At 70.5% G+C, this 24,499-nt stretch carries 20 protein-coding genes and 1 tRNA gene; 12 read left to right on the top strand and 9 right to left on the bottom strand.

The window, feature by feature from the left end:
* The first annotated feature begins 15 nt into the window (after positions 1 to 15).
* Positions 16 to 732, top strand: a complete 717-nt coding sequence (locus ACH4VO_RS24645; protein ID WP_360991394.1) for a GntR family transcriptional regulator — start codon at positions 16 to 18, stop codon at positions 730 to 732.
* A gap of 115 nt (positions 733 to 847) precedes the next feature.
* Positions 848 to 1,498, top strand: coding sequence for a hypothetical protein (locus tag ACH4VO_RS24640; protein ID WP_360991391.1), 651 nt, complete (start codon positions 848 to 850; stop codon positions 1,496 to 1,498).
* A 127-nt stretch (positions 1,499 to 1,625) separates the two neighbouring features.
* Here the strand turns inward: ACH4VO_RS24640 and ACH4VO_RS24635 are convergent, their stop codons facing one another.
* Positions 1,626 to 2,414, bottom strand: a complete 789-nt coding sequence (locus tag ACH4VO_RS24635) for an SLATT domain-containing protein (RefSeq protein WP_360991389.1) — start codon at positions 2,412 to 2,414, stop codon at positions 1,626 to 1,628.
* A gap of 358 nt (positions 2,415 to 2,772) precedes the next feature.
* Here ACH4VO_RS24635 and ACH4VO_RS24630 point away from each other — a divergent pair, with 358 nt between their 5' ends.
* The 7 genes from ACH4VO_RS24630 to ACH4VO_RS24600 all read left to right on the top strand — a co-directional run bounded on the left by ACH4VO_RS24630 (position 2,773) and on the right by ACH4VO_RS24600 (position 9,538).
* Positions 2,773 to 3,108, top strand: coding sequence for a YbaB/EbfC family nucleoid-associated protein (locus ACH4VO_RS24630; protein WP_307128929.1), 336 nt, complete (start codon positions 2,773 to 2,775; stop codon positions 3,106 to 3,108).
* Between the two features lie 61 nt (positions 3,109 to 3,169).
* The gene (gene recR, locus ACH4VO_RS24625) at positions 3,170 to 3,769 is read left to right on the top strand and encodes a recombination mediator RecR (protein ID WP_360991386.1); all 600 of its coding nucleotides are present in this window, start codon (positions 3,170 to 3,172) and stop codon (positions 3,767 to 3,769) included.
* A 158-nt stretch (positions 3,770 to 3,927) separates the two neighbouring features.
* Positions 3,928 to 4,587: a DUF5063 domain-containing protein gene (locus ACH4VO_RS24620; RefSeq protein ID WP_360991383.1), complete on the top strand. Its 660-nt coding sequence runs from the start codon at positions 3,928 to 3,930 to the stop codon at positions 4,585 to 4,587.
* Positions 4,588 to 4,834: 247 nt separating this feature from the next.
* Positions 4,835 to 6,106: an aspartate kinase gene (locus ACH4VO_RS24615; protein WP_360991381.1), complete on the top strand. Its 1,272-nt coding sequence runs from the start codon at positions 4,835 to 4,837 to the stop codon at positions 6,104 to 6,106.
* Positions 6,103 to 7,173 (top strand): aspartate-semialdehyde dehydrogenase, encoded by a 1,071-nt coding sequence (locus ACH4VO_RS24610; protein ID WP_360991378.1) that lies wholly within the window; start codon positions 6,103 to 6,105, stop codon positions 7,171 to 7,173. Before ACH4VO_RS24615 ends, ACH4VO_RS24610 begins: the two co-directional genes overlap by 4 nt.
* Before the next feature lie 359 nt (positions 7,174 to 7,532).
* Positions 7,533 to 8,108, top strand: coding sequence for a SigE family RNA polymerase sigma factor (locus ACH4VO_RS24605; protein WP_360991375.1), 576 nt, complete (start codon positions 7,533 to 7,535; stop codon positions 8,106 to 8,108).
* Positions 8,105 to 9,538, top strand: coding sequence for a hypothetical protein (locus ACH4VO_RS24600; RefSeq protein WP_360991372.1), 1,434 nt, complete (start codon positions 8,105 to 8,107; stop codon positions 9,536 to 9,538). The genes ACH4VO_RS24605 and ACH4VO_RS24600 overlap by 4 nt, the downstream gene beginning before the upstream one ends.
* A gap of 784 nt (positions 9,539 to 10,322) precedes the next feature.
* On the opposite strand, the gene ACH4VO_RS24595 is transcribed toward ACH4VO_RS24600, so the two are convergent.
* Positions 10,323 to 11,102 (bottom strand): SURF1 family protein, encoded by a 780-nt coding sequence (locus ACH4VO_RS24595; protein ID WP_360991370.1) that lies wholly within the window; start codon positions 11,100 to 11,102, stop codon positions 10,323 to 10,325.
* Positions 11,103 to 11,233: 131 nt separating this feature from the next.
* A complete protein-coding gene (locus tag ACH4VO_RS24590; protein WP_360991368.1) occupies positions 11,234 to 13,096 on the bottom strand; it encodes a prolyl oligopeptidase family serine peptidase in 1,863 nt (620 codons plus the stop codon).
* Between the two features lie 89 nt (positions 13,097 to 13,185).
* Here ACH4VO_RS24590 and ACH4VO_RS24585 point away from each other — a divergent pair, with 89 nt between their 5' ends.
* On the top strand, positions 13,186 to 14,022 hold the full coding sequence (locus ACH4VO_RS24585) for a class I SAM-dependent methyltransferase (protein WP_360991365.1): 837 nt from the start codon (positions 13,186 to 13,188) through the stop codon (positions 14,020 to 14,022).
* 183 nt (positions 14,023 to 14,205) lie between these two features.
* On the opposite strand, the gene ACH4VO_RS24580 is transcribed toward ACH4VO_RS24585, so the two are convergent.
* The 5 genes from ACH4VO_RS24580 to ACH4VO_RS24560 all read right to left on the bottom strand — a co-directional run bounded on the left by ACH4VO_RS24580 (position 14,206) and on the right by ACH4VO_RS24560 (position 20,535).
* Positions 14,206 to 15,000, bottom strand: a complete 795-nt coding sequence (locus ACH4VO_RS24580) for an SGNH/GDSL hydrolase family protein (RefSeq protein ID WP_360991363.1) — start codon at positions 14,998 to 15,000, stop codon at positions 14,206 to 14,208.
* A gap of 397 nt (positions 15,001 to 15,397) precedes the next feature.
* Positions 15,398 to 17,314: a molecular chaperone HtpG gene (htpG, locus tag ACH4VO_RS24575; protein WP_360991360.1), complete on the bottom strand. Its 1,917-nt coding sequence runs from the start codon at positions 17,312 to 17,314 to the stop codon at positions 15,398 to 15,400.
* A 597-nt stretch (positions 17,315 to 17,911) separates the two neighbouring features.
* Positions 17,912 to 18,745: a PIG-L family deacetylase gene (locus ACH4VO_RS24570; protein WP_360991357.1), complete on the bottom strand. Its 834-nt coding sequence runs from the start codon at positions 18,743 to 18,745 to the stop codon at positions 17,912 to 17,914.
* A gap of 678 nt (positions 18,746 to 19,423) precedes the next feature.
* Positions 19,424 to 19,497, bottom strand: a tRNA-Pro gene (locus ACH4VO_RS24565).
* 99 nt (positions 19,498 to 19,596) lie between these two features.
* Positions 19,597 to 20,535 carry a metallophosphoesterase gene (locus ACH4VO_RS24560; RefSeq protein ID WP_360991354.1) on the bottom strand — a complete coding sequence of 313 codons (939 nt, stop codon included), beginning with the start codon at positions 20,533 to 20,535 and terminating at the stop codon, positions 19,597 to 19,599.
* A gap of 79 nt (positions 20,536 to 20,614) precedes the next feature.
* Between ACH4VO_RS24560 and ACH4VO_RS24555 the strand changes: the two genes are divergently transcribed.
* Positions 20,615 to 21,079 (top strand): GatB/YqeY domain-containing protein, encoded by a 465-nt coding sequence (locus ACH4VO_RS24555; protein ID WP_360991352.1) that lies wholly within the window; start codon positions 20,615 to 20,617, stop codon positions 21,077 to 21,079.
* A 178-nt stretch (positions 21,080 to 21,257) separates the two neighbouring features.
* Here ACH4VO_RS24555 and ACH4VO_RS24550 read toward each other — a convergent pair whose 3' ends face one another.
* Positions 21,258 to 23,498, bottom strand: coding sequence for a transglycosylase domain-containing protein (locus tag ACH4VO_RS24550; RefSeq protein WP_360991349.1), 2,241 nt, complete (start codon positions 23,496 to 23,498; stop codon positions 21,258 to 21,260).
* Positions 23,499 to 24,087: 589 nt separating this feature from the next.
* Here ACH4VO_RS24550 and ACH4VO_RS24545 point away from each other — a divergent pair.
* Complete coding sequence (locus ACH4VO_RS24545; RefSeq protein ID WP_360991478.1) at positions 24,088 to 24,438, top strand: WhiB family transcriptional regulator; 351 nt, start codon at positions 24,088 to 24,090, stop codon at positions 24,436 to 24,438.
* Positions 24,439 to 24,499 lie beyond the last annotated feature (61 nt).

Genomic DNA, 24,499 nt, shown 5'->3' with positions numbered 1-24,499 from the left:
ACGGGAGGGGGCGTCATGGGCGCGAGCGGAGGCGTGACCCGCAACACGCTGCGACAGCAGATCGCCGGCGCACTGCGCGACGAGGTGCTCGCGGGGCGGCTCCGGCCGCGGGTGGAGTTCACCGTGAAGCAGATCGCCGAGCAGTACGGGGTGTCCGCGACGCCCGTACGCGAGGCGCTCTTCGACCTCTCCGCACAGGGGCTGCTCGAATCGGACCAGCACCGCGGCTTCCGGGTGCGCGAGTTCACCGTCGCCGACTACCGGTCGATGGTGGAGGCCCGCGCCCTGGTCATCGACGGGGTCTTCCGGCGGATCTTCGACGGTACGGGTCGTGCGGCCGAGCTGCTGGGTGCCCACCGCGCCGCCCTGGTCTCCGTGCGCCGCCGGGCCGAGGAGGCCGCACGAGCGGCGCGCGGCGGCGACCTCGACATCCTCATCGGCTACGACCTGCGCTTCTGGCGGGAGCTCGGCGCGGTCGTCGGAAACGTGTACCTCACCGACTTCCTGCACCGTCTCCGGGTGCAGGCATGGGTGTTCTCCGTCCCGTACCTGCGCGGGGACGCCGACGTGCGGGACTGGCTGTGGAGCGGCCACCAGGAGCTGGTCGAGGCGATCACGGCGGCCGACGGCGACGCGGTGCGCGCGGTGCTCGACGCCTACTCCGCGCACGGCTTCGACTGGGCGGACCGGCTGGCCGCCGGCAACCCCCCGCACCCCGGCCACGGCGGCTGAGTCCTCCGGCGGCCGGTCAGGGCCCCGACCGCTCCCGACCGCGCCCTGTGCGCGGGGTCCCGGTCGCATTACGCTGTCCCGACCACCGCGTGAACCCGTTGGAGAGCGAGACTTCGTGGCCTGTGACCTGTGGCTGGTCCCCCTCGTCGATGTGCTGTGCCACAGCCCCGACAATCCGTTCGCCGAAGAGATCGCCGTCTACGACAAGGCGCTGGGCGACGCGGGGCTGCCCCCCGTCCCCGTCTACGCGTACATGCCCGGCCTGACCGGGGACGTAGCCCCGGTCGCCGGATTCGACTACGACGCCCTGCACTTCCTGCGCCGTGCCTACCTGCTCCAGCTGAGCGGGCTCGCCGTCACGCCCGTCGACGAGCTGGGCGGGGACTACGAGCAGCTGCTGGAGATGTTCGAGCAGAGCGCCCAGCAGTCGCACCTGGTCTGGCACTACGACCACGCCGGCGCGTACGTCCCGCTCGACTTCCCCGTCCCGCTCTCCACCGACCGGTTGCTGGAGGGCGGCGGACCGCTGGGCTCCTCGCACGGCCTGCTGCGGGAGCTGGAGTTCGTCGGGCCGTCCATCGGCATCGACCCGGCCAACCCGCCGGCCGCCCCGCACCCGCCCGCGGGTCCGACCGAGCTGGAGGAGCGGTCCGCGACGGTGCCGTACGACGACAGCCCGTTCGCCCGTGAGCGGCACGTCTGGCTGGGTCTGCACGCGGCCGCCACCCGCAGCCTCGCCCAGGGCTCGATGATCGTCTTCAGCTGACCGGCGGGCGGTGCCGGGCCGAGCGGTCACGCACCGAGGGGGTCACGGGCCGGCCTGGGACGGGCAGCCGGTGGCCGGCGGTTCCGCCCGGCTCGCCGCCGGGCGGAACCGCCGGCCCGCGCTCCGCTCACCGGGGCGGCTCCGGCGGCCGCTGCCGCGGCATGTTCGGCCGCGCCACCGCGGGCATGGTGAGCCGGCCAGGATGGGCGCCCTGCTCCTGACGGCCGCCGACCGCCCCCGAGATCAGCGACTGCATCCCCATCGGCGCGGGTCCGGCACGGAACTCCACCATCCAGTCCGCGGTCTCCATGCGGACGAGTTCGGTGACGTCCTCGGAGAACCGGCGCAGCACGCCCAGGCAGCGCTCCGCCGCCTCGCTGGCCGTGCCCTCCGTCGGCCCGAGCACCTCCCGTACGCACTCGGAGGCCCAGTCGAACTGCAGCGCCTGCAGGCGCCGCTGCACGGCCTGCGCCGTCGCCAGGTTCCTTATCCAGCCGGAGGTCAGTCCGAAGTACCGGTCACAGGCCATGCACGCCGCCCCGAGCAGCAGCGCCAGATAGCCCCAGCCGGCCGACCCTGCGAGGTCCCCGGTCAGGTCCAGCAGCGGGAGGGCCACCCCGGCGACCACGCCGGTCGCCGTACCGAGCCGCAGCAGCCTGGCCGTGCGCCGCTTGCGGACCCGGTCCCGCAGATACCAGGCGGCGGTGCGCAGGGCACCCTCCTCGACCCAGCGGTACAGCTCGTCGAGCCGTTCGGCCGGTTCGCCCCAGTCGCCGAGCGGGAAGGCGCGACCGGTCAGGTCCTGCGGGTCCGTACCGTAGCGCGAACCGGACCGCTCCGTTCCGGTATTCGCGCCGGATCCCGCGCCGGGCTCCTTGCGGGGCGGCCCCTCGGGCTGCATCTCCGGCTGACTCACCGGGGCACTCCTCTGCATTCTGCGTTCGGCGCGTATCGACGCGGCTCGGCACGGTTCTCGGACACGGGCGGGGTGGAACCGGCATATGACCCGGGCCCCGTTCGTGTAACTCTGCGTTACCTGCGGTGGGCGTGTGCGTACGGTTACGCATCCTCTTCCTACCGCCGAATGGTGGGCGGTGGGGTCGGAATCGCGGGATTGCCGCGTGCGTACGGCCTCTGGTCAGGTATAGGAGCACGGCAGACGCTTTCCAGATCTCACCCGAAAGAGTTGGTCTCCACGGGTGGAGCGCGGCGTCCGGCGAACACGTAGGCTCGGCATACCGAAACATTCCGTCGTCGATGTGCCAGGAGTGACCGTGATTCCCGGTGGTGGCCAGCCCAACATGCAGCAGCTGCTCCAGCAGGCCCAGAAGATGCAGCAGGACCTCGCCGAGGCCCAGGAGGAGCTCGCCAGGACCGAGGTCGACGGACAGGCGGGCGGTGGCCTGGTGAAGGCCACCGTCACCGGCTCCGGCGAGCTGCGGTCCCTCGTGATCGACCCCAAGGCGGTGGACCCGGAGGACACCGAGACGCTCGCCGACCTCGTGGTCGCCGCGGTGCAGGCGGCCAACGAGAACGCGCAGCAGCTCCAGCAGCAGAAGCTGGGCCCGCTGGCCCAGGGCCTGGGCGGCATGCCGGGCCTCCCGTTCTGACCCCTACAGCTACCCGCTCGTACCCGCTACGGTACGAGCGGGGACAAGGAAAGGCGTTCCGTTGTACGAAGGCGTGGTTCAGGAGCTCATCGACGAACTGGGCAGGCTGCCCGGCGTCGGCCCCAAGAGCGCGCAGCGGATCGCCTTCCACGTCCTGCAGGCCGAGCCCACCGACGTACGCCGCCTCGCGCACGCGCTCCTCGAGGTCAAGGACAAGGTCCGCTTCTGCCAGATCTGCGGCAACGTCGCCCAGCAGGAGCAGTGCGGGATCTGCCGGGACGCGCGCCGGGACCGGACGGTCATCTGCGTGGTCGAGGAGCCCAAGGACGTCGTCGCCGTCGAGCGGACCCGTGAGTTCCGGGGGCGCTACCACGTGCTCGGCGGGGCGATCAGCCCGATCGAGGGCGTGGGCCCCGACGACCTGCGCATCAGGGAGTTGCTGGCCCGCCTCGCCGACGGCTCCGTCACGGAGCTGATCCTGGCGACGGACCCCAATCTGGAGGGCGAGGCCACCGCCACCTACCTCGCCCGCATGGTCAAGCCGATGGGCCTGCGGGTGACCCGGCTGGCCAGCGGACTGCCGGTGGGCGGCGACCTGGAGTACGCGGACGAGGTCACCCTCGGCCGCGCGTTCGAGGGGAGGCGGCTGCTCGATGTGTGACCCGGCGGAGTGCGGGCAGGGGGCGTACGGCCCCCCGGCGCACGCCCCGGCGGCGTGCGGTCCGGCAGGGCGTGGCCCGGCAGCTGATCTCCGCTTTATGTCCGGCGACGTTATGTTCTACCCACCGTTCGCGACCGTGCCCACGGGAGGTCTCCTCGATGTCTGACGCCACGCTGAACTCCGTCACGCAGGACCCGGACGACTTCGCCGTCCAGATCGCGGACCAGATCAAGACATTCATCGTCGCGGTCAGCGAGGTGTCCAAGGCCGAGGAGCCGGAGGAGGCCGTCCCCGTCCTGCTCCTCCAGGTCTCCCAGCTCCTGCTGGCCGGCGGCAGGCTCGGCGCGTACGAGGACATCCTCCCGGACGAGCGCTACGAGCCGGACCTGGGCGCCGAACCGGACGCCGACGGCCTGCGCGAGCGCTTCGCGGAGCTCCTGGAGCCGATCGACGTCTACTCCGAGGTCTTCGACCCGTACGAGCCCCGCAAGCCCCCGGTCCCGCACCGCATCTCCGACGACCTGGCCGACCTCGTCACCGACCTGAGCCACGGCCTGGCCCACTACGAGGCGGACCGCACGGCGGAAGCCATGTGGTGGTGGCAGTTCTCCTACTTCTCCAACTGGGGCTCCACGGCGTCGGCTGCCCTGCGCGCGCTCCAGTCCCTGATCGCCCACATCAGGCTCAACCAGCCCCTCCAGGAGCTCGACGGCCTGGACACGGACCAGGACCCCGGAGACGGCGACCTGGCCGAGGAGGCGGGCCGCGTGATGGCCGAGGAGATCGCGGGACCGCTGGGCCTGCGGCCGGTTCTCTAGCCCGAGGCCCGGGCCCCGCGGTCCGGGGCTCCTGTGGCGGCCCGCTCGGACTGCCGTGGCGCTGTGTCCTGGGACACAAAGAGGCGTGCCCGGCGGGGGACCGGGCAGGCACCACGCTACGAGCAGTTCGGTGCGACACGCCGGGCCAGGTGGTGGGCGGGACATCTCACCATCTGGTATAGACGGGTCGATTCCGGGCTGCTCGTTAGACTGAGCCGACCGCACCATTATTGAGCGAGGAGCGCACGTGGGCCTTGTCGTGCAGAAGTACGGAGGCTCCTCCGTAGCCGATGCCGAGGGCATCAAGCGCGTCGCCAAGCGAATCGTCGATGCCAAGAAGAACGGCAACCAAGTGGTTGTCGTGGTGTCAGCGATGGGCGACACGACGGACGAGCTGATCGATCTCGCCGAGCAGGTATCCCCGATGCCTGCCGGGCGTGAGTTCGACATGCTGCTGACCGCGGGAGAGCGGATCTCCATGGCGCTGCTGGCCATGGCGATCAAGAACCTGGGCCACGAGGCCCAGTCGTTCACGGGCAGCCAGGCCGGTGTCATCACCGACTCGGTCCACAACAAAGCGCGCATCATCGATGTCACGCCCGGCCGCATCCGGACCTCGATCGACGAGGGCAACATCGCCATCGTCGCCGGTTTCCAGGGCGTGAGCCAGGAGGGCAAGAACATCACCACCCTCGGCCGCGGCGGGTCCGACACCACCGCCGTCGCGCTGGCGGCCGCGCTGGACGCCGAGGTCTGTGAGATCTACACCGACGTGGACGGTGTCTTCACCGCCGACCCCCGGGTCGTCAAGAAGGCCCGGAAGATCGACTGGATCTCCTTCGAGGACATGCTGGAGCTGGCCGCGTCCGGCTCCAAGGTGCTGCTGCACCGCTGCGTCGAGTACGCACGCCGATACAACATCCCGATCCACGTCCGCTCGTCCTTCTCCGGACTGCGCGGCACCTGGGTCAGCAACGAGCCGCAAGGGGACCAGCAGGTGGAGCACGCCATCATCTCCGGAGTCGCCCACGACGTCTCCGAGGCCAAGGTCACGGTCGTCGGCGTGCCCGACAAGCCGGGCGAGGCCGCCGCGATCTTCCGTGCGATCGCGGACGCCGAGATCAACATGGACATGGTGGTGCAGAACGTCTCCGCCGCCTCGACCGGTCTCACCGACATCACCTTCACGCTCCCCAAGTCGGAGGGGCGCAAGGCGATCGACGCCCTGGAGCGCAACCGCGCCGGCATCGGCTTCGAGTCGCTGCGCTACGACGACCAGATCGCGAAGATCTCCCTGGTCGGCGCGGGCATGAAGACCAACCCCGGTGTCACGGCGGGCTTCTTCGAGGCGCTGTCCGACGTCGGTGTGAACATCGAGCTGATCTCGACGTCCGAGATCCGCATCTCCGTCGTCACCCGTGTCGACGACGTCAACGAGGCCGTGCGTGCCGTGCACACCGCCTTCGGCCTCGACAGCGACTCCGACGAGGCCGTCGTCTACGGGGGCACCGGCCGATGACGCGGCGCCGCCCTGCGCTCGCGGTCGTCGGAGCGACCGGGGCGATCGGCGGCGTCATGCTCCAGATCCTCTCCCAGCACGCGGACGTCTGGGGCGAGGTCAGACTGATCTCCTCCCCGCGTGCGGCCGGCGGCAAGCTGGCCGTACGCGGCGAGGAGACCGAGGTCCTCGCGCTCGCCGAGGACGTGTTCGACGGGGTGGACGTGGCCCTGTTCCTGGTGCCGGACGAGGTGTCCGCGCAGTGGGGACCGGTCGCCGCCGCGGCGGGCGCCGTGGTCGTGGACGACTCGGCGGCGTTCCGGCTGGACGAGGACGTGCCCTTGGTCGTCCCCGAGGTCAACCCCCATGCCGCGCGGCTCAGGCCCCGCGGCATCGTCGCTTCCCCGAGCAGTACCACGCTGTCGCTGATCGTCGCGGTAGGGGCGTTGCACGCGGAGTTCGGGCTCCGTGAGCTGATCGTCTCCTCCTACCAGGCGGTGAGCGCCGAGGGCCGTGACGGCGTCGCCGCGCTCCGCGAGCAGCTCTCGCTGGTGGCCGGCACGGAGCTGGGCACGCGCCCCGGGGACATACGGCGGGTGCTGGGCGGCTACGGCGGCGACAGGAGTCCCTTCGCCGCGCCCGTGGCGCTCAACGTCGTGCCCTGGGCCGGCCAGGACGCCGGGGACGGGTGGTCGTCCGAGGAACTGGCGATCCGGGCGGAGTGCCGGAAGGTCTTGGGCCTGCCCGCCCTGAAGGTCACGGCGACCTGCGTCTACGTACCCGTCGTCGCGACGCACTCCATGTCCGTGCACGCCCGCTTCGAGAACGAGGTGGCGGTGGACCGCGCGCACGAGGTCCTGGCGACCGCACCCGGGGTGGTGCTCTTCGACAGACCGGCGGCCGGTGAGTTCCCCACGCCGTCCGACGTGGTGGGCACCGATCCGACCTGGGTGGGGCGGGTACGGCAGTCGATGGACGACCCGAAAGCCGTCGAGATGTTCATCTGCGGAGATAATCTGCGAAAAGGCGCAGCTCTCAATGTCGCGCAGATCGCGGAATCCGTGGCCCGGGAATTTCCGCAGATGTGATCGAACCTGTTTTGTAGGATCTGTGAGCGCCCGGTGAGCAACTGGCAGGTCTGAACCTCTTGAGCTGGGTCGTCGTCATATCCGACGATGATCTCCTGACCCCCTGCAACCGCTCGTCGGGTGCGGCGCGTCTATGCCGTCACTTCTTGCGTGGCCGGTTGCGTTATCGGGGTATTCGGGGAAGAGCAGGTACGAATGAGGGCATGTCGCACAGCATCGAACGAGGTGCCGTACGCGTACAACCCTGACGGGGGGCAGCGTGTCCAACTGGCGTGGCAGAGGTTCTCGACATCACAGTGGCGGGCCCGTTGCGAGGCGCTTCCGTGCGCCCGCTCCGGAGGCCCCGCGCGGCCGGTGGTATGCCGGTGATCGCGCCCGTGCCCGCTGCGCGGGCCGCGCGGCTGCCCTCGCAGCGCGAGGGCGCTGAGGGCACCGTGGCGGCAGGAACCACGGTCGACCATCTCACCGAGACCTACCGAGCCCACTACCGCTCGCTGTTGGGCCTCGCGGCACTGCTGCTGGACGACACCGCGTCCTGCGAGGACGTGGTGCAGGAGGCGTTCATCCGGGTCCACTCGGCGCGCAACCGGGTGCGCGACCCGGAGAAGACCCTCGCCTACCTCCGCCAGACCGTGGTCAACCTCTCCCGGTCCGCGCTGCGCCGCCGCATCCTCGGTCTCAAGCTGCTCTCCAAGCCGATGCCCGACATGGCGAGCGCCGAGGAAGGGGCGTACGACCAACTGGAGCGGGACGCGCTGATCAAGGCGATGAAGGGGCTCCAGCGCCGCCAGCGCGAGGTGTTGGTGCTGCGGTACTTCTCGGACATGACGGAGACTCAGGTCGCCGAGACGCTGGGGATATCGCTCGGTTCGGTGAAGGCATACGGCTCCCGGGGGATCGCGGCGCTGCGCGTCGTGATGGAGGCGCAGGCATGAGCGGGGCCGAACACAGGCATGACGATGACCGGACTGGAAACGACACTGTGAACCACGGGCCGGAGAGCACACCGAACACCGATCCGGCGCAGGACGGCGCACACGAGCAGGGCGTCGGCGCGGCCGACGGCGCGGAGGCCGCCCCCTCGGCCACATCCGGTGGGGTGACCGTCCCCTCGGCCACGGCCGGTGCGGACGACGCTGCAGCAGCCTTCGTCGGTAGGGGAGTTGCCCCCGACGTGCCCGGTGGCGTGGCGGGGAGGCGAGGAGCCGCGGGCCGGCTCGGGACCGGGCCGGCCGACTGCGCACCGGGCGGTGGCGGCTCCACGCTCACCGCGCTCTTCGGAGACGGGACGGGCGGTGGGGCGGGCGCCCGGCGCGTGGACGGCGGAGAGGGCGGCGCGGACTCCGACGAGGTCGCGCTGCGCCGCATGCTGCGCGGCGCCGTCCAGGGACTGGAGCCCAGCGACGGCACGCTCGAGCATCTGCACCGCGCGGTGCCGGCGCGGCGCGCCCGGCGCCGGCAGGCGGTGGTGGGTGCCGCGGCGGCCGCGCTGCTGCTCGGCACGGCGATCCCGGCGTTCGTCCACGTGGCGACCTCGGACGGGTCGGCGACCGCCGACCCCGCCATCGCCGGCCACGAACAGCAGGCTCAGGGCGGCAACGGCGAGAACACCGGTGCCGACGCCGTGGGTGAGAAGACGGCCGGCCCCGCCGACCCCGGCAACGAGGACGGGAAGGACAAATCCGGTATGTCCGCCGCTCCGTCGCAGGACGCCGGATCCGAGACGCGGGGCAGCGGCCCCGCGGGTACCGAGGACCAGCCGGACGTCCACGCGGCGGACACGCCGCCGTGCGAGGCCGGCCAACTCGGTGTGGCGTCCGCCGAATCGCAGACGGCCGACGCGAACGGCACGGTGTACGGCACCTTCCGGATCGCCAACGTGTCGGGCAAGGACTGCTCGGTGAGCAGTAACGGCACGGTCGGCATCAGGACGACGGGTGCTGCCGACCGGCAGAAGATCACCGTGGTCCAGCACACCGCCGGGGACCCGGCGGCCGGGCTGCCCGACCCGTCGCTGGAGCCGGGAACGGTCCTCCTGAAGCCCGCGATGGCGTACGAGGTGCGGTTCGCCTGGGTGCCGTCGGACACCTGCCCGACCACCGGCGGTTCGCCGAGCCCGACGCCCACGGTCGGAGACGCAGGCGGAGGCACCGGAGGAAGCATCGGCGGCGGAGACGGCAGCGTGGACAATCCTGCGGGCTCTACGGACACGGCACCGCAGTTGGGCAGCGCGGACGAGGAACCTGCGGACGGCAGCGTAGCGGTCACGCACACCCCCGAGGCGGGGGCACCGACGGCGGAGACCACGATCACGCACGCCTGCTCCGGCACCATCTACCGCACGGGCGTGCTGCCCCCCGCGTAACCGCGGCCCCATTCGGCATGAGACGGCACCGGACCCGGGCGGCACCCGGCTACGGCGCGGGCCTACCTCGCCCCGGCACGTGCCCCGCTCGGTGCGGGCATCCCCACTGCGGTGCGCACGCGTCCCCCCGGCCCGCTCCGCGCTCCGCTACGGGGCGAGGGCCTACCCGCAACGGCGGCGGGGGCGCGGTGCGGCCCCCGCCGGGTCAGGGCGTGGGCGTATCCGCCCGGTTCGTGCGGGCCCGGTCCCCTACCCGGCAACGGTGCGGGGGCGGCGGTACGACCCGCCGGGCCAGGGCGTGGGCGTATCCGCCGGTCCGGGGCGCGCCCGTTCGGGTGCGGGTGTACCCGCTGGTCTCGTACCGGCAACGGTGCGGGTGCTCCTCGCCCGTTCCGTGTCCCGGGCGGGGTGAGGACGTGTCCGCCCGGTCGGGTGCGGACGTGCCCGCGTGGCCCCGTGCCCGGCAATGGCGACGGGGGCGGCGATACGGCCCGCCAGGCCAGGACGTGGGCGTATCCGCAACGATGCAGCGGGGGCCGTACGGCCCGCCGGGACCACGGTGGGGGCCGGGCTTGCCACCCTGCCGGGGAGCCGGGCCGGGTGCCACCACGGCGGGGGCTGTCCTCGCCACGGCGCCGGGTGTGGCCGGTCACCTGTCCGGTGCCCCGGGCGCGGCCATTGCCCGCCGGGTGCGCCAGGTTGCGCCACGTGCGCCGGTGCGGCGCGTGCGCCGGGCGCGGGATCCGGGTTCGACGACGAGGCCGGGTCACGCCGTCGGCGGACGTCAGTCGGCGTCGGCCGCGAGCCCCAGTTCCACGTCCCGCGCGGCCTCCGCCTCGCGGCGCACGAGCCGGAACCACATGAAGAGCACGAAGCCGGCGAAGACGAACCACTCGCCCGTGTAGCCGAGGTTCTGGAACGCCTTGAGGTCCAGCCCGCTGCCCTGGGCCGCCGTGGCGGGCACCGGCCGCAGCTCACCGCCCGTACCGCCTGCCTCCGGCTCCGTCAGGGTGACCCAGGCGTCGTACACGTCGTACGGGACGAGATTGACCAGTGACGCGGCGCTGATCATACCGAGCTGGCCCTCGGGCAGCCCGCCCCGTAGGTCGACGCCGTCGCTGCTGGTGTTCTCCGAGGCCTGCAGAGCGCCGGTCACCGTGACCTTGCCGGCCGGCGCCGCGGGCACCTCCGTGCCACCCGGAGTGCCGGGCAGCCAGCCCCGCACGACCGGCAGCGCCTTTCCGCTGTCCGTACGCAGCAGATCCAGCACGTAGAAGCCGCTGCGGTTGTCCAACTCACGCCCCGGCACCAGGAACTGGTCGGAGTACCGCCCCGTAGCCACGGCGGGGCGGCCGGACGTCTCCGTCGTCACAGGCAGCAGTTCGTCGAGCGGCTCGGCGGCCCGGGTGCCCGGGCCGGGCCGCTTCTCGGCCTCCTCGTGCGACTGCACGCGGTCCTCGAAGCGGCCGAGCTGCCACGTGCCCATGAACACGCAGAACGGGATCGCCAGCACGACGAAGAGGTTGATTGCCCACCATCGCGGGGTCAGCAGGAACCGGTACACCCCTCCACGGTACGGTTCCCCGCTCCGGACGTCCGGAGCGGGGTGCCCCATTTATCCACGCCTTACGGCCGGCCGACCGGCACACCGGTGCCCCTGGGCGGCGCAGGGCACCCGCCCGCCCCCGCCGGGCTTCAGGCAGCCTCCGCCTGGCCCAGGTGCCTCAGCGCGAAGTCCAGCTCCAGCCGGACCTGCTTGATCCTTTCCTCGACGACGAGTGAGCCGTGGCCCGCGTCGTACCGGTACACCTCGTGGACGGCACCGCGCGCGACGAGCCGGTCCACGTAGTTCTCCACCTGGCGGATCGGGCAGCGCGGGTCGTTGACGCCCGCCGAGATGTAGACGGGGGCACGCACGTCGTCCACATACGTCAGCGGTGACGAGGCGGCGAAACGCTCCGGCACCTCCTCCGGTGTGCCGCCCAGCAGCGTACGGTCCATGGCCTTCAGCGCCTCCATCTCGTCGTGGTACGCCGTGACGTAGTCGGCGACCGGGACCGCGGCCAGCCCGAGCGCCCAGGAATCCGGTTGCGTGCCCAGCCCGAGCAGAGTCAGATACCCACCCCAGGACCCACCCGCCAGGACCAGCCGCGCCGGGTCCGCGAGGCCCGAGGTGACGGCCCACTCCCGCACCGCCGCGATGTCCTCCAGCTCGATCAGCCCGACCCGGTGCTTGAGCGCGTCCGTCCACGCGCGGCCGTAACCGGTCGAGCCGCGGTAATTGACCCGTACGACGGCGAAGCCGTGGTCCACCCAGGCAGCGGGGCCGGACGCGAAGGCGTCGCTGTCGTGCCAGGTGGGCCCACCGTGTATCTCGAACACTGTCGGGAACGGGCCGTCACCCGTGACCGGGGTCTGCACCAGGGCATGGATCCGGCCACCGGGCCCCTCCACCCACGCGTCCAGCACCGGCACCGAGGCGGGCGCCTTCGCTCCCGGCGGGTCGAGGACGACGGCCCCCGACGTCGACCGCACGGCGGGCGGCTGCGCCGCCGACGACCACAGGAACTCCACCGTGCCGTCGGGGCGGGCCGTGGCACCCGAGACCGTGCCGCCGGGGGTCTCCACCCGCACCGGTGCCGGCGCACCCGGCTCGTACCGCCACAGCTCGCTGCGGGCCTCGAAGCTGTGGTGGAGGAGCAGCGCCGAGCCGTCCGGATACCACTCGCCGCCCACGTCCCCGGGCAGATCGACCGCGAGATCCGTCTGCGTCCCCGCCACCGGGTCCCAGATCATCGGCTCCCACCGCCCCCGGCGCTGATGCCCGACGAGCAGCCGGCTGTCCCCCGCCACCGGGGCGAAGCCCAGCACCGACAGCCCCAGCTCCTTCGTCCCGCCCTCGGTGTCGTCCAGCTCGGCCACCGTCGAACCGTCCGGGCGCACCACCCGCAGTGCGGAGTGCATCGCGTCGCCGTGCTCCGTGTGCTCCAGGGCGATCAGCGTGCCGTCGTGCGACAGGTCCCCCACCCCCGCAGACTCCCGGTGCCGGTAGATCTCGACCGGATCCGCCCCGGCACGCACCACGTGGACCGTCGTGCCGTCCTCGTCCGTCGACCGGCCGACCACCACGGTCCCGTCCCGCCCGAGCGCCAGCCCAGCCGGGTAGGAGGGCTCGAGTCCGGGCACGGCCGGTTCGTCGGCGCCACCCCCGAAGGGCTGGCGCATCCACACCCCGAACTCGTCCCCGTCGGTGTCGGCGAACCACCAGACCGCCTCGCCGTCCGGGGTCAGCACCCCGTCGGTGGTGCCGTTCGGCCGGTCCGTGGCCTGGCGCTGCGTGCCCGTCGCCCGGTCCCACGCGTACAGCTCGTACGTCCCGGTGGCGTTGGAGACGAAGAGCGCACGGTCGGGGGCGTCCTCGGCCCAGTCGGGCAGGGAGACGCGGGCAGCCCGGAAGCGCTGCTCCCACTCCGGCGGCTCGGCCCCGCCGGGCAGCGGGTCTCCCGCGGCCCCCCGCTGCCGCTGCGGTTTCGACGCGTCGTTCTGTGTGTTGCTCATGCCTCCATCCAACCCGATGCGGCTCCGGCCCCGGGCGGCCTGTGGATAACTGCTGGCGGGCACCACCGCCCTGTGGGTAACTTTCCGGTATGTACGCACCGACGCCTGATGACTGGTACGAGACCAACCGTGCGCGCTGGGACGAGCGCGTGGCCATCCACGCGGCCGGTGACTACTACGACCTGGACGCCTTCCGTGCGGGCAAGGACTCCCTGCGTGACTTCGAGCTCGTGGAGGTCGGCGAGGTGACCGGCCGGACCCTGCTGCACCTGCAGTGTCACATCGGGCTCGACACCCTCTCGTGGGCCCGGCGGGGTGCCGCGCACGTCGTCGGCCTCGACTTCTCCGAGCCCGCCGTCGAGACGGCGCGCGGACTGGCCGGCGCCCTGGGCCTGCGGCCGGAGCGGGCGGCCTTCGTGGCCGCCGACGTGTACGACGCGGTCGACGCCGTGCCGGACTCCGCGTACGACATCGTGTACACCGGGATCGGCGCGCTTAACTGGCTCCCGGACCTGCAGCGTTGGGCGGAGATCGCCGCTTCGCTGGTCGCGCCCGGCGGATTCCTCTACCTCGTGGAGTGCCATCCGCTGACCGACTGCCTGGACGACGCGACCGGCTCGACGGTCACCTACGACTACTTCAGCCGGGACCCCTGGGTGGACGAGACGCCGGGTACGTACGCGGACCGCGACGCGGTGACCGTCAACAACCGCAGTGTGGAATGGCAGCATCCGGTCGGTGAGGTGGTCTCCGCGCTGGCGGCGGCGGGGCTGCGGATCGACTTCCTCCACGAACACGACGTCACGCTCTTCGCCCGGTACGGGGCCCTGGAGCGGCACGCGGACGGCTACTACCGCTTTCCGGCCGACCGGCCGCGCATCCCGATGCTGTACTCGATCAAGGCTTCGCGGCCCACCGGCGGCTGACCGGTCCAGGTCCGCGACACACCGGACGACATGGTCCTGACCGTCCGGTCAGCACCACACGGTCAGCAGCACACGGTCAGCAGCACACGGTCAGGACGGCACCGCCCGGATCGCCGGGCCCGGATCGGGCCCGGCTCCCGTGGTCCGGATCAGGAGCCGGACCACGAGAGCCGACCAGGCGCGTCAGACCGCGGAACGGAACGCCGGCAGGTATCCGTTCGACTGCCCGATCGCCTTCGGGTGGTACGAGTTGGTGACCGGAATGGTCACGCTGTGGATCCAGGCGTCTCCCGAACAGAGCTCGTGCCCGGTGAACTCGTCCACCACGCTGGAGAAGGCGAACCCGTGGTCGGCCGCCCGCTTGGCGAGCACCCCGTTCAGGACCCCGGAGGCGTTGTTGATCGCGCCGCGCTCGTTCTCCGTGAGTCCCGCGATGCAACTGCCGGAGAGCTGGTAGAAGCGGGGGTACCCCAGCACCACCACCCGGGCCTGCGGGGAGCGCGCGTGGATGCTGTTGTAGAGCGAGTCGAGGTTGCCCGGCAGCATGTTCTGGATCTGCGAGATCGCTGTGTTGACGCGGCTCACGCAAGTGGCCTCGCTCTGCAGGACGCAGGTCTGCATCACGTCCGCGAACCCGACGTCGTTGCCTCCCGCCGTGACGCTGACGAGGGTCGTGGAGGAGTTCAGCGCGCCCAGCTGACCGCCGGCCACGCCGGCCGTCGTCGCTCCCGAGCAGGCGACGAACGCGAACGACGACGGCGAGTTGGCCGCCGCCCAGAGGTACGGGTACGCGTTGGTGCTGCGTTTGCAGTCACCGCTCTCGGACGTGTAGTTGCCGGCACCGACACCCGACGAGTAGGAGTCACCGAGAGCGACGTAGTTGCCGCCCGCCGCGGAGGCGGGCTGCGCGAGGCCGAGTACGGCCGCGGCTCCGATCGCGAGAGTGGAGAGGGAGGCCCAGAAGGAGCGTACTGACATGGCTGTCAGCCCTTCGAAGTGTGGGGGACGGGTGGGGAGTTCGTGGGGCGAGCACGTTTGTAGCAGCTCGCGGTACCCGTCGGTAATAGCTCCGAAGGAAGTCGTCTGATATGCCCGAATGACCGTTCGGGCGTTACAGCTCCGCGCGTAGATAAACCTCTGACGAGGCCTCGAACAGACGAACTCCCGGACCGCGCGCGGTGCTTCCCGGCCTCCTGAGGGCCCGTCGGATCGCCGTCCAGGCACCCGCCACCGTGGCCTCACCGCGCACGGCGCGCGGCCGGGCCCTCCCTCGTGGGTGCCCCGGCGCACCCGTCCTGTACGTCCCCGGGCACACGACCGCGGCCGCCAGGAGTCCTCAGTCCCGGCGACCGCGGTTTTGCGTGGGGGGTCCGGCCTACAGCGTGCGCTCCAGCCGGTCCGCCATCAGCCTGCTGAAGCGGGAAGGATCACTCAGCTCGCCGCCGTCCGACAGGAGGGCGAGCCCGTGCACCAGTTCAGCGGTCTCGGCGAGTTCGCCCGCGGCGCCCTCCTCCCCGCCGCGCTCGGCATGAGCCTTGCGCAGTCCGCTGATCAGCGCGTGGGAGGGGTTGAGCTCCAGGATGCGCTTGATCTGCGGCACCTCCTGGCCCATGGCGCGGTACATGTTCTCCAGGGCGGGAGTGACGTCGTGGGTGTCCGAGACGATGCAGGCGGGCGAGACGGTGAGCCGTGAGGAGAGGCGCACCTCCTTCACGTGCTCGCCCAGCTGCTCGGACATCCAGGTCAGCAGGCCGGCGTACTCCTGCTGCTGCTTCTCGCGCTCGGCCTCGACCTCCTTCTTCTCCTCGTCGGTGTCCAGATCGACCTCGCCCTTGGCGATCGACTGCAGCTGCTTGCCGTCGAACTCCGGTACGGACTGGACCCACACCTCGTCGACCGGGTCGGTGAGCAGGAGGACCTCGAAGCCCTTGGCCCGGAAGGCCTCCATGTGGGGCGAGCTCTCCATGGCGGCACGCGACTCACCGGTCATGTAGTAGATCTGCTCCTGGCCCTCCTTCATGCGCTCCACGTACGAGCGCAGGGTGGTCAGCCCCTCCTCGTCCTGCGTCGAGGCGAACGAGGAGACCTCGAGGATCGCGTCACGGTTCTCGAAGTCCTGCAGGAGTCCTTCCTTGAGGACCCGGCCGAATTCCTTCCAGAACGTCCGGTAGTTGTCCGGTGACGAGGACATCATGTCCTTGACCGTCGACAGCACCTTCTTGACCAGCCGGCGCCGCATCAGTTCGATCTGACGGTCCTGCTGCAGAATCTCGCGGGACACGTTCAGCGAAAGGTCCTGCGCGTCGACGACGCCCTTCACGAAGCGCAGGTACGTCGGCATGAGCGCTTCGCAGTCGTCCATGATGAAGACGCGCTTCACATAGAGCTGGACCCCGCGCTTGTGGCCCTGCATGAACAGGTCCTGCGGCGCGTGCGACGGCAGGAAGAGCAGTGCCTGATATTCGAAGGTGCCCTCCGCCTGCATGCGGATGGTCTCGAGCGGGTCGGTCCAGTCGTGACTGATGTGCTTGTACAGCTCGCTGTACTCCTCATCGGTCACGGAGTCCTTCGACCGTGCCCACAACGCCTTCATCGAGTTGACCGTCTCGGTCCCGGGCTCGGCGCCGTCGTCGCCCGTGGCCGGGGCTTCCATGCGGATCGGCCAGGTGATGAAGTCGGAGTACCGCTTGACGATCTCCCTGAGCTTCCACGGAGAGGTGTAGTCGAAGAGCTGGTCCTCGGTGTCCTCCGGCTTCAGCCGCAGCGTGACCGAGGTGCCCTGCGGGGCGTCGTCGACGGATTCGACGGTGTACGTCCCCTCACCGCTGGACTGCCAGCGCGTGCCGGTGGTCTCACCCGCGCGGCGGGTGAGCAGCGTGACCTCGTCTGCCACCATGAAGCTCGAATAGAAACCCACACCGAACTGCCCGATGAGTTCCTCGGAGGCCGCCGAGTCCTTGGCCTCCTTCAATTCCTGCAGGAACTTCGCCGTCCCGGAGTTCGCGATCGTCCCGATCAGCTGGACGACCTCCTCGTGCGACATTCCGATGCCGTTGTCGCGGACGGTCAGCGTCCGCTTCTCCTTGTCCACATCGAGGGCGATATGTAGGTCGGAGGTATCGGCCTGGAGAGCTTCGTCGCGGAGAGTTTCCAGTCGCAGCTTGTCCAGCGCGTCCGAAGAATTAGAAATGAGCTCGCGCAGAAAGACGTCCTTGTTCGAGTAGATCGAGTGGATCATCATCTGCAGGAGCTGGCGCGCTTCTACCTGGAACTCGAATGTCTCGGCCGGCATGGGTGCGGGTTCCCTTTCTGGGGTTAAGTCATCAGAGCCGAGACATATCGTAACCAGGCCCCGCGGCCCCCATGTGCCGCTTCGCGAGGGCCGTTCGGGACTTCGGGGCTGGGGGCCGACGTCATGCGCCCGGGCGCGGAGCGGTCGCCGGCGGCTGTCGCCTGATCTGCCCGACCCGTGGGGCAGCGGTGCGGGCGCCCGAAGGCGCCACATCGCTGCCGGTGTTCCGACGCGGCACGGGCCCCGAAGGGCCCGCACCGGTCACGGTGCCTCGCTTATCCGCCCCTGCCCCCCCGTCGTCACGTACTCGGCGGCGTTCGGCCGAGGCTCGCAAGTAGGCCCGCGCGGCTGCCTCACCGAGCACCTCGTACCTTCCCGCCCGCGGGGAGCACAGGATCGGATCGGGCCGGGAGCTGAAGTTCTCCATATCCAGCACCACCCAGCAGTGCGCGGTCTCACCGGACCTGGCGGTCTCCGCCGAAGGCTCCGGACAGCAACGCCTCGATCAGGCGCCCGGTGTACGACACCGACGTCCCCGGATCTACGCCCATTGAACACACAGCGGGAGCCCCGGGCAGCGCCACCGGCAACGATGGATCAGCGCAGGCCGGAGAAGAGATCGTTCTCGGGCACGGCCGCGCCGGTGGCGTCCTTGACCCGTACGAAGGTCTCCGTGCCCATCAGCTCGCCGAACCTCTCCTTGCCCATCCTGAGGAAGAAGATGTTCTCGCCCTGACTGGCGTGCGCGGCCAGCGCATCGAACTTCTGACCGCTGAACGCGGTGGTGTCCACCCACGTGGTGATCTCGTCGTCGGGGAGGCCGATCTCGGCCATCGCGGCGGCCTCGGCGGGGTCCGGCTCCGGCATGTCCTCCTGGAACTCGCGCATGGTCTCCCCGAAGCGCTGCATCATCGAGCGGGGCATCGTCGTCCAGTACACCTTCGGTGTCAGGTCGGTCATCTCCAGCGCCGCCATCGTGATGCGGTGGGCCTGGATGTGGTCGGGGTGACCGTAGAAGCCGTTCTCGTCGTAGGTGACGACCACATCGGGCCGGTAGTGCCGCATCAGTTCCGCGAGCCTGGCGGCACCTTCCTCCACGGGAGTCCGCCAGAAGGAACCAGGGGCGTCGTTGCTCGGCCAGCCCATCATCCCGGAGTCGGCGTAGTCCAGCGTCTCCAGGTCGCTGATCTGCAGGACGTCACAGCTCGCCTCGAGTTCTTTTCGGCGCATCGAGGCGACGGCCACCGGATCGTGCCCCGGATCGCCCGGCTTGACGCCCCCCGGTCCGTCACCGCAGCCGCCGTCGGTACACGTCACGAGAACGGTGCGGATGCCTTCCGCCGCGTACCGCGCGAGGACCCCGCCGGTTCCGGTGGCCTCGTCGTCGGGGTGGGCGTGTACTGCCATGAGCGTCAAAGGCCGGTCAGTCATGAGAAGTCCTCCTGCAGAACTATGTCGTGGTCCGAACGCGCGGCGGGCGCACCGCGATCCCGGGGCCCGGCTACTGGCGGGGCGGACGACCGTGCGGTCTCCGTGATCCCCGCCCGTACGGCGCCGGTCCCTCGGTCGCTCCAACCGTCCAGAGCTGACCGGCTGTTCCCGAAAAGGACGTCCGGTCTTCCAGGTGGGCGATTCGGGGCGCACGAGGGAGGCGCACGAGGGAGGGACGCCGTCCACAGCTCTCAGCGCCCCATCGGATCCGAGTTCTGCGCGGCACGGTGTTCGCATACTGATACCGGCCGCCGCCGGCAGGTGGCCGCTCCTGGTGGCCGGCCGCACCCACCCGTTCCCCGGCTCCACGACCCTGACCAAGATGCGCCGATCCGCACCACTGAGGCCGTGACGGCCACCGCGAAGGCGCCTCCTCCGACGGAACCGCCCGAGCGTGCCGATCGGCAGCGACCACGCGCACAGCGGGCTTGCGCGGGCCCAGGCACCTCTGCCGTGCGGCCAGCGGACCGCGGATCGGGGCCGGTGCCCTGCGGCCTTCAGGGACACAGGCACGCCCCTGCCGGCCCCGACCAAGATCGTCTCCCGGACAATCTCCGGAAACAGGTCAGGGGCCTGATCCACTCAGTGAATCAGGCCCCTGACCTGGTGTTTCAGCTGTCGGGGTGGCGGGATTTGAACCCACGACCTCTTCGTCCCGAACGAAGCGCGCTGCCAAGCTGCGCTACACCCCGATGTCCACCGATTGTCCCGGCGACATCGATTACTTTAGCCCACCGGCGCCCGGAGGCGAAATCCGCTTTCCGGGCTCCGGCCCCCGGTGCCGGTGACCGTCAGCCGCGGGGCGTCAGCGTCAGCAGTGTCGCTTCCGGGGGGCAGGCGAAGCGGACGGGGGTGTAGCGGTTCGTGCCGCAGCCCGCCGAGACGTGGAGGTAGGCGCGCTTGTCGCCGACCGTGTGGCTGGAGAGCCCCTTCACCCGGTCCGTGTCCAGATCACAGTTGGTGACGAGGGCACCGTAGAACGGGATGCACAGCTGGCCGCCGTGGGTGTGGCCGGCGAGGATCAGGGGGTAGCCGTCCGCGGTGAAGGCGTCCAGGGTGCGGAGGTAGGGGGCGTGCACCACGCCGATGGAGAGATCGGCGCCCGTCTCGGGGCCGCCGGAGACCTCGGCATAGCGGTCCCGCTTGATGTGGGGGTCGTCCAGGCCGGTGAACGCGATCTCCAGCCCGTCCGCCTCGAGTCGGCCCCGGGTGTTGGTGAGGTTCAGCCAGCCCGCCTCGTCGAAGGCGTCCCGCATCGGCTGCCACGGGTTGTGTACGGCGCCGACCGCCGGTGCGTTCCCGTTCAGGCCGTGCTTGCCCTGGACCTTCTCCAGGAGGTACCGGGCCGGGTTGCGGAGCTGGGGGCCGTAGTAGTCGTTTGAGCCGAAGACGTACACCCCCGGGAAGTCCATCAGCGGCCCCAAGGCGTCCAGCAGCTCGGGTACGGCCTCCGGGTCGGAGAGGTTGTCGCCGGTGTTCACGACGAAGTCCGGTCGCAGTCCGGCCAGCGACTGCAGCCAGGCCCGCTTCTTGCCCTGGCCGCTCACCATATGGATGTCGGAGACCTGGAGTACGCGCAACGGGCGTGCCCCGTGCGGGAGTACGGGAACGGCGATCCGGCGGAGGCGGAACGAGCGGGCCTCGAACCCGGCCGCGTACACGAGGCCTGCGGCGCCGACCGCCGCGCCGACTGCCGTGACTTTCAGGGGTACTCCGTAGCGTGCGCGCATGGGCCCATCGTCGCAGACCAGGTGCGGCGGAACGAAAACAGACGGGCGGCGGGTGCCCCGTACCTGTCACAATCGCCGCATGACCACGCTCAAGTCCAAGCTCAAGGAAGACCTCACCACGGCCATGAAGGCGCGTGACGAGCTCACCTCGTCCACCCTCCGGCTCACCCTCACCGCGATCACCAAGGAAGAGGTCAGCGGTACGTCCGCGCGCGAGCTCTCCGACGACGAGGTGCAGAAGGTGATCGCCCGCGAGGCGAAGAAGCGCCGCGAGGCGGCCGAGGCCTTCGCGCAGGGCGGCCGGACCGAGCAGGCCGAACGCGAGAGGGCGGAGGGCGAGCTGCTCGACGCCTACCTGCCCAAGCAGCTCTCCGACGACGAGCTCACCGCGATCGTGGGCCAGGCCGTCGCGGAGGCCAAGGCCGCCGGGGCCGAGGGGCCGCGGGCCATGGGCGCCGTCATGAAGATCGTCGGCCCGAAGGTGGCGGGACTCGCCGAGGGTGGCCGGGTGGCCGCCATGGTGAAGAAGCAGCTCGCGGGCTGACGCGCCGGCGAAGCGTACGACGCGTGAAGGAGGGGCGCCCCCCCGGGGAGCGCCCCTCCTTCATGTCTGTTCGCACGCGGGCCCGGAGGCCGCGGCCCACTCGGATCCCGAGCCGCCGAGGACTCCGAGGCGCTGAGTGCGCAGAGCCCCTCAGGCACCCTGCGGGAGCCGCGGCCGGTCAGGGACCGTTGCCACCGCGCCCGCCGCCGTGCCCGCCGTTCCCGCCGATGACGCCGGGCGGGAAGGTGATGCCGCCGATCGGGTCCCCGCCGGGCTTCTCGTTGCCGCCGCCGTTCCCGTCGCCCTCACCGCCCTTCCCCTTGTCCTGCTCCTTGTCCTCCTTCGGCTTCGCACGCGGCACCGTGATCGGATGGAAGGACGGGGTCTCCGAGGCGCTCAGCGCACCGGTCATCGCGATCTTCCAGATGGGGCCCGGCAGACAGCCACCGCAGACCTTGTCGTAGTACTGGCCGCCGATGTTGATGTCGTACATCGGCACCTTCTTGCCGATGTCGGCGCCGACCCACACCGCTGTGGACAGGTTCGGCGTGTAGCCGACGAACCAGGCGTCCACGCGGTTCTCGGTCGTACCCGTCTTACCCGCGTTGTCGCGGTCGGTGAGGCCGGCCTGGGTGCCGGTGCCGTCCTCGACGACGCCCTTGAGCATCTGGTTGATCGTGTCCGCGGTCGTCTCGCTCATCGCGCGTGAGCAGTCGGACGCGGGCACCCTCAGCTTCTTGCCGTTGGCGTCCTTGATCGACTCGATGGCGATCGGCGTGCAGTACGTGCCACGGTTGGCGAAGGCGGCGTAGGCGGAGGCCATGGCGAGCGGAGTGCTCTCCGTGGTGCCGAGGGTGATGGAGGGGTTCTCCGTGAGCGGCTTGCCGTTACCCCTCTGGTAACCGACCTTCTTGGCCATCGTGAGGGTCTCGCACAGGCCGGCCTTCTGCTCCAGCATCGCGAAGTAGGTGTTGATGGACTTCCCGAGGGCGCTCGTCATGTCGAACGAGCCCTTCTCGGTCTCCAGTTCGTTCTGGACGGACCAGTCACCGCCACCGGCGGGGCCGCCGGCGCAGGTCCGGTAGGTGTTGAGCGGAACGGAGGTCTTCCACTCCGTGTCGAAGGTCTGCGCCGGGCTGACGCCCTTCTCCAGCGCGGCGGCCGCGGTGATCGGCTTGAAGGTCGAACCGACCTGGAAGCCGAAGGTGCTGCCGCCCATCTTGTTGCTGACGGCGAGGTTGAGCACCGTCTCGTGCTGCTTCTGGTCCAGACCGTACGGGCGGGACTGGCCCATCGAGAGGATCTTGCCTGAGCCGGGCTCGACCTGGACCACCGAGGCGGCGACCTTGTCGTCCTTGTTGACCTTCGAGGTGGCGGCCTCGTTGGCGGCCTCCTGCGCACGCGGGGCGAGCGTCGTCCTGATCGTCAGACCGCCGAGGTTCCAGAGCTTGGAACGCTCCTCCTCGGTCTTGCCGAAGGCCGGGTCGGTGAGGATGGTCTTGCGTACGTAGTCGCAGAAGAACCCGGAGCCGCTGACAGCGGTGATGCAGCCGTTCCTCGGCTTCTTCACCTTCAGCTCGATCGGGGAGGCGATGGCCTTGGCGGCCTCGTCCTGCGAGATGTCCCCGACGGCCGCCATGCGCTGCAGCACGGTGTTGCGGCGCTTGGTCGCCTCCTCCTTGTCGTTGACCGGGTCGTACCGGGTCGGCGACTGGACGAGGCCGGCCAGCATCGCGGCTTCCTGGAGATTCAGGTCCTTGGCGTGCTTGGAGAAGTAGCGCTGCGAGGCCGCTTCGATGCCGTAGGCCTGCTGTCCGAAGAACGTGATGTTGAGGTAGTTCTCCAGGATCTTCTTCTTGCCGAGCTCCTCTTCGACCTGGATCGCGTACTTCAGCTCACGGACCTTGCGGCCCAGGGTCTGCTGGGTGGCCTCCGCGACCTTGTCCGGGTCGTCGCCCGCCTCCTCGACGAAGACGTTCTTCACGTACTGCTGGGTGAGCGTCGAGGCGCCCTGGGCGGCGCCGCCCGCCTGCACGTTCCGGTTCATCGCGCGCAGGATGCCCTTGAGGTCCACCGCGCCGTGTTCGTAGAAGCGCGAGTCCTCGATCGCGATGATCGCGTCCTGCATGTACGGGGAGATGTCCTTGAGCGGGACGACGGTGCGGTCACGCGAATAGACGGTGGCGAGCGCACCGCCCTCGTTGTCCAGGATCGTGGTCCGCTGGCTCAACGGTGGAGTCTTGAGGTTGGACGGGATCTCGTCGAATCCCTCGACCGTCCCCTTGGCTGCGAGCCCCAGTGCTCCGGCGGCCGGCAACGCGATGCCGGCCAGCACCGCTCCGGAGAGCGCGGCGACACCGAGGAACTTGGCGGCCTGCTGGGTCGTCGTGAGACCCCCGCCTGAGCGCTTCTTTGGCATGAGGGCAGCCTAATCCGTGGGGAAGGGCGTTCCGGTGGAGCGGGTCCCTCTCGCGATGTTCCAGTGCCGGATCGTGACATCCGGGCGCGTCCGGGCCGCAGGCGAGCGCCACGGGCGGCCCGCGAGCGGCTCGGGAGGCGGACGGCGGGCCCGCGCCGGCCCCGTCCCTCCCGGAGTCCGAGGGCACGGCGGCGCGAGGAGGCCGACTTCCGATTCGCCGGACAGACGGACAGGCCTTGGCCTAAGCTGCTCTCAACTGTCACAGCAGTCCGAAGACGCATCAACCCCCGTGCACGGCCCTTGAGTAATTCAGCCACTCGCGAGGCGCTCCCGAATTCGCCCCGCTTGTCCCTGAATATCCGTTGCGGCTTGGGCTTCTTGTCCCGATTCTCTCGGGAAGATCCCGCATGTCCTCCCCTCACTCCTCTGGGTGATCTGCCGCGTACGCATAGTCCGTTCGGGCCATTCAAGATTGGGCCCGAAGGGGGTGTTGTGCTGTCGCCACCTTCCGTAACGTCCTCAACTGGCAGCGGTGAATATGCCGCTGTCGCCGTGGGGGAGCCTCGATTCGGGAGAGGACGGCGCCGGGATGGGCTGGGTAACCGACTGGAGTGCGCAGGCAGCCTGCCGCACTACCGATCCGGATGAACTGTTCGTACAAGGGGCAGCGCAGAACAGGGCCAAGGCGGTGTGCACCGGATGCCCGGTGCGGACCGAGTGCCTGGCCGATGCGCTGGACCATCGCGTCGAGTTCGGCGTGTGGGGTGGGATGACGGAGCGGGAACGCCGCGCGCTGCTGCGCCGCCGGCCCACCGTCACGTCGTGGCGTCGGCTGCTGGAGACTGCGCGCAGTGAATACGAGCGGTCCACGGGCATGCTGCCCGCCGCAGTGGGCCTGGACGACGACGAACTGCACCCGACGTACGCCGCGGTGGGGTGAGCGCAGGAGGCGCACGCTTCCAAAAGGCGAGCGCTCGAGACGTACGCCGCCGCGGGCCGGC

Origin of the sequence: Streptomyces sp. NPDC020780, from assembly GCF_044334475.1 — a bacterium.
Classification (GTDB): domain Bacteria; phylum Actinomycetota; class Actinomycetes; order Streptomycetales; family Streptomycetaceae; genus Streptomyces.
Note: the sequence above shows the minus strand (reverse complement) of the source record. Positions and strands in the feature narration are given on the sequence as shown.

What these genes read in the sequence shown, in the direction of transcription:
- ACH4VO_RS24600 (WP_360991372.1), top strand. Translation starts at nt 8,105, where the DNA reads ATGAGCGGGGCCGAACACAGGCATGACGATGACCGGACTGGAAACGAC.
- ACH4VO_RS24645 (WP_360991394.1), top strand. Translation starts at nt 16, where the DNA reads ATGGGCGCGAGCGGAGGCGTGACCCGCAACACGCTGCGACAGCAGATC.
- htpG (WP_360991360.1), bottom strand. Translation starts at nt 17,314, where the DNA reads ATGCCGGCCGAGACATTCGAGTTCCAGGTAGAAGCGCGCCAGCTCCTG.
- ACH4VO_RS24590 (WP_360991368.1), bottom strand. Translation starts at nt 13,096, where the DNA reads ATGAGCAACACACAGAACGACGCGTCGAAACCGCAGCGGCAGCGGGGG.
- ACH4VO_RS24580 (WP_360991363.1), bottom strand. Translation starts at nt 15,000, where the DNA reads ATGTCAGTACGCTCCTTCTGGGCCTCCCTCTCCACTCTCGCGATCGGA.
- ACH4VO_RS24620 (WP_360991383.1), top strand. Translation starts at nt 3,928, where the DNA reads ATGTCTGACGCCACGCTGAACTCCGTCACGCAGGACCCGGACGACTTC.
- ACH4VO_RS24560 (WP_360991354.1), bottom strand. Translation starts at nt 20,535, where the DNA reads ATGCGCGCACGCTACGGAGTACCCCTGAAAGTCACGGCAGTCGGCGCG.
- ACH4VO_RS24585 (WP_360991365.1), top strand. Translation starts at nt 13,186, where the DNA reads ATGTACGCACCGACGCCTGATGACTGGTACGAGACCAACCGTGCGCGC.
- ACH4VO_RS24550 (WP_360991349.1), bottom strand. Translation starts at nt 23,498, where the DNA reads ATGCCAAAGAAGCGCTCAGGCGGGGGTCTCACGACGACCCAGCAGGCC.
- ACH4VO_RS24610 (WP_360991378.1), top strand. Translation starts at nt 6,103, where the DNA reads ATGACGCGGCGCCGCCCTGCGCTCGCGGTCGTCGGAGCGACCGGGGCG.
- ACH4VO_RS24555 (WP_360991352.1), top strand. Translation starts at nt 20,615, where the DNA reads ATGACCACGCTCAAGTCCAAGCTCAAGGAAGACCTCACCACGGCCATG.
- ACH4VO_RS24570 (WP_360991357.1), bottom strand. Translation starts at nt 18,745, where the DNA reads ATGACTGACCGGCCTTTGACGCTCATGGCAGTACACGCCCACCCCGAC.
- ACH4VO_RS24545 (WP_360991478.1), top strand. Translation starts at nt 24,088, where the DNA reads ATGGGCTGGGTAACCGACTGGAGTGCGCAGGCAGCCTGCCGCACTACC.
- ACH4VO_RS24605 (WP_360991375.1), top strand. Translation starts at nt 7,533, where the DNA reads ATGCCGGTGATCGCGCCCGTGCCCGCTGCGCGGGCCGCGCGGCTGCCC.